The sequence below is a fragment of the Cereibacter johrii genome (assembly GCF_001720585.1).
Lineage (GTDB): Bacteria > Pseudomonadota > Alphaproteobacteria > Rhodobacterales > Rhodobacteraceae > Cereibacter_A > Cereibacter_A johrii.
On record NZ_MABH01000004.1, the window covers coordinates 1 to 3100 of the forward strand.

Below are 3100 nucleotides of genomic sequence, written 5' to 3' on the forward strand. Positions count from 1 at the left end.
GGCGATGGAGGCCGCGCGGCATCCGATGGCGCAGGCCGAGGCACAGTCCCGGCGCGCGGCGCCCCAGCCGATGTCGGTCCCCGCCCACCGGGAAGCGGCCGCGGAAGAGGCTGTCCGCGCCTTCGTGGCGGCGGAACGGGCGGAGCAGGCGCAGACAGAGGCCCGGGAACGGGCGCAGACGCTGGCGCGGGCCCGCTCTCGCATCGGCCGGCTGAAGGCCGAACCCGATCCGCAGCTTCTCGAAGAGCTGGCGCGCATCGAACAGGAACTGGCCACCCCCTGTCCCGCCCATGATGCCGGCCGACAACTGGCCGAGGCGACGGGCGAAGATGCTGTGGAGCGCATCCTCGACAAGACCCGCAGCCAGATGGGCGCCCCCGAGAGCCGCCGGAGGATCTCGGCTTTGTCGCATCTGAAGGCGGCGGTGGCCGCGACCGTGGCCGAGCGCCTGTCGGGCGGGCCGCCTGAGGATGAGGGGAACCGGCTCGGCGCCTATCGCGACGATCTCGCCCGCGTGGTGCGCCCCGGAGGCGCGGACGGGCACCCGCCGCCGCTGCTTCTGGGCCTCGGCGAGCGGGTGGATCCGGCGGGCGCCGGCGACGAAGGCGCGGCGCCCGCCCGAACGCCGCCCCGACCCTGACGGGGCTCAGCGCGGCTTCTGCTCGTCCCGGGGCTTGGCGTCCGGGTCCGGCTGACCCACGCCCATGAAGATCGGCTTCAGGGGCAGGATCCAGACGATGCCGAGGGCCACATAAATCACCAGCTCGAGCCAGAACGGCGGCCGGTCGAAGAGGCCCACCACCGTCACCGCTGCCACGATATAGAGCGGCATCCCCACCACGAGGACCAGCAGCGACAGGCGGCGGCGTGTCTTGTAGCTCAGGGCCATCGGACCCTCCTCGGATCGGGGGACGGCAGCCGTCCCAACGGGAAACGACAGCCGCCCCGGGCGGGGCGGCCGGGCCGGATCAGTCCTCGAACGGGTCGGTGACGAGGATCGTGTCGTCGCGCTCGGGCGAGGTCGAGAGCAGCGCCACCGGGCACTGGATCAGCTCCTCGATGCGGCGGACGTATTTCACCGCGGCGCCGGGCAGGTCGGCCCAGCTCCGCGCGCCGGCGGTGCTCTCGGACCAGCCCTCGAGCTCTTCGAAGATGGGAGTGCAGCGCGCCTGCTGGTCGGCCGCGATCGGCAGGTGATCCAGCCGCTCGCCGTCGAGCTCGTAGCCCACGCAGATCTTCAGCGTTTCGAACCCGTCGAGCACGTCGAGCTTGGTGAGCGCGATGCCCGAGACGCCCGAGGTGGCGCAGGTCTGCCGCACGAGAACCGCGTCGAACCAGCCGCAGCGGCGCTTGCGCCCCGTCACCGTGCCGAACTCGCGGCCGCGCTCGCCCAGACGCTCGCCGTCGGCATCCTGAAGCTCGGCCGGGAACGGCCCCTCGCCCACGCGGGTGGTGTAGGCCTTGACGATGCCCAGCACGAAGCCGATGGCGCCCGGCCCGATGCCGGTGCCGGTGGCCGCCTGCCCCGCAATCACGTTCGAGGAGGTCACATAGGGATAGGTGCCGAAGTCGATGTCGAGGAGCGCGCCCTGCGCACCCTCGAACAGGATGCGCTTCCCGGCCTTGCGCATCTCGTTCATCACCTTCCAGACAGGCTTTGCATAGGGCAGGACCTGCGGCGCAATCTCGCGCAGCTGGGCCAGCAGGGCCTCGCGGTCGACGGGCTCGATCCCGAGGCCGCGGCGCAGCGCATCGTGATGGACCATCAGCCGGTCGACGCGGAGCGCCAGCGTCGCCTCGTCGGCGAGGTCGGCCACGCGGATCGCGCGACGGCCCACCTTGTCCTCATAGGCCGGGCCGATGCCGCGGCCCGTGGTGCCGATCTTGGCCACCGAATTCTGCGACTCGCGCGCGCGGTCGAGCTCGCCGTGGAGCGGCAGGATCAGCACCGCATTCTCGGCGATCATCAGGCTCTCGGGCGAGATATCGACGCCGTCGGCGCGCAGCTTGGCGATCTCCTCGACCAGATGCCAGGGATCGAGCACGACCCCGTTGCCGATCACCGACAGCTTGCCCGGCCGCACGATCCCCGAAGGCAGCAGCGAGAGCTTGTAGACCTTGCCGTCGATCACCAGCGTATGGCCCGCGTTGTGCCCGCCCTGGAAACGCGCGATCACGTCGGCCCGCTCCGAGAGCCAGTCCACGATCTTGCCCTTCCCCTCGTCGCCCCACTGGGCGCCCACGACGACGACGTTGGCCATGTCCGTTCCTTGCTGATGAAAAAAGACCCGCGCTCTATATCCTTCCACCGGGCGGGACGGAACCGCAAATCGATCCCGGGGACGGTCCGCCGCAAGCAGGCGGGGCCGGCGACGTCCATCCGCCGGATTGCGCGGCGCGGCCGCGCGCGGCCTTGGGCCCCTCGCGGGGCTCTTCTTCTCGATCCGGCAAGAAAGGGGCGGGGCTCGGCACGATCGGCGCCGGCCGTGGGCGGACGGGCGCTGCTGCCGGTGCGGCCTTGAAGGGCTTGCGGCCACGGACGCATGGGCCTAGATAGGCGCGTCAGCATCTGAAGGCCCCCTCCGCATGCAAAACGTCGTCCTTATCGTCCATCTGATCCTCGCGCTTCTGCTCATCGGCGTGGTGTTGCTGCAGCGCTCGGAGGGCGGCGGGCTCGGCATGGGCGGCGGCGGCGCCATGACGGGCCGCCAGGCGGCGAACGCCATGACTCGGATGACCTGGATCTTCGCGATCGCCTTCATCGGGACCTCGATCGCGCTGACGATCTTCGCTGCGCAGAATTCGCACGGCTCTTCGGTGATCGACCAGTTCGGCGGCACCGTCCGGCAGGAGGCTCCGGCCACGCCAGAAGCGCCGCTCGGCAACGATCTTCTGCCGCCCGCGCCCGCGAATGCTCCGCTGACCCCGCCGCGCGCGGACGAGCAGTCCGCCCCGGCGACGGAAACCCCGGCCACGGAAACCCCGGCCACGGAAACCCCGGCGACCGAGGTTCCTGCGACGGAGGCTCCGGCGACCGAGGCTCCCGCTACGGAAACTCCCGCGACGGAAGCCCCTGCAGCCGAAACTCCGGCGGCCCCGG

Annotated in this window: 4 protein-coding genes; 2 read left to right on the top strand and 2 right to left on the bottom strand. The window is 71.3% G+C overall.

Annotated elements, in window-relative coordinates:
• A partial coding sequence (locus tag A9O63_RS00090; protein ID WP_069330097.1) for a hypothetical protein occupies positions 1-640 on the top strand: 640 nt, incomplete at its 5' end.
• 6 nt (positions 641-646) lie between these two features.
• Here the strand turns inward: A9O63_RS00090 and A9O63_RS00095 are convergent.
• Together A9O63_RS00095 and A9O63_RS00100 are read right to left on the bottom strand one after the other, a co-directional pair.
• Positions 647-889 (bottom strand): DUF2842 domain-containing protein, encoded by a 243-nt coding sequence (locus A9O63_RS00095; RefSeq protein ID WP_069330098.1) that lies wholly within the window; start codon positions 887-889, stop codon positions 647-649.
• A gap of 79 nt (positions 890-968) precedes the next feature.
• Positions 969-2261 (bottom strand): adenylosuccinate synthase, encoded by a 1293-nt coding sequence (locus A9O63_RS00100; RefSeq protein ID WP_069330099.1) that lies wholly within the window; start codon positions 2259-2261, stop codon positions 969-971.
• Positions 2262-2586: 325 nt separating this feature from the next.
• On the opposite strand from A9O63_RS00100, the gene secG reads away from it, so the two are divergent.
• The coding region (secG, locus tag A9O63_RS00105; RefSeq protein WP_069330100.1) for a preprotein translocase subunit SecG at positions 2587-3100 on the top strand (514 nt) is incomplete at its 3' end.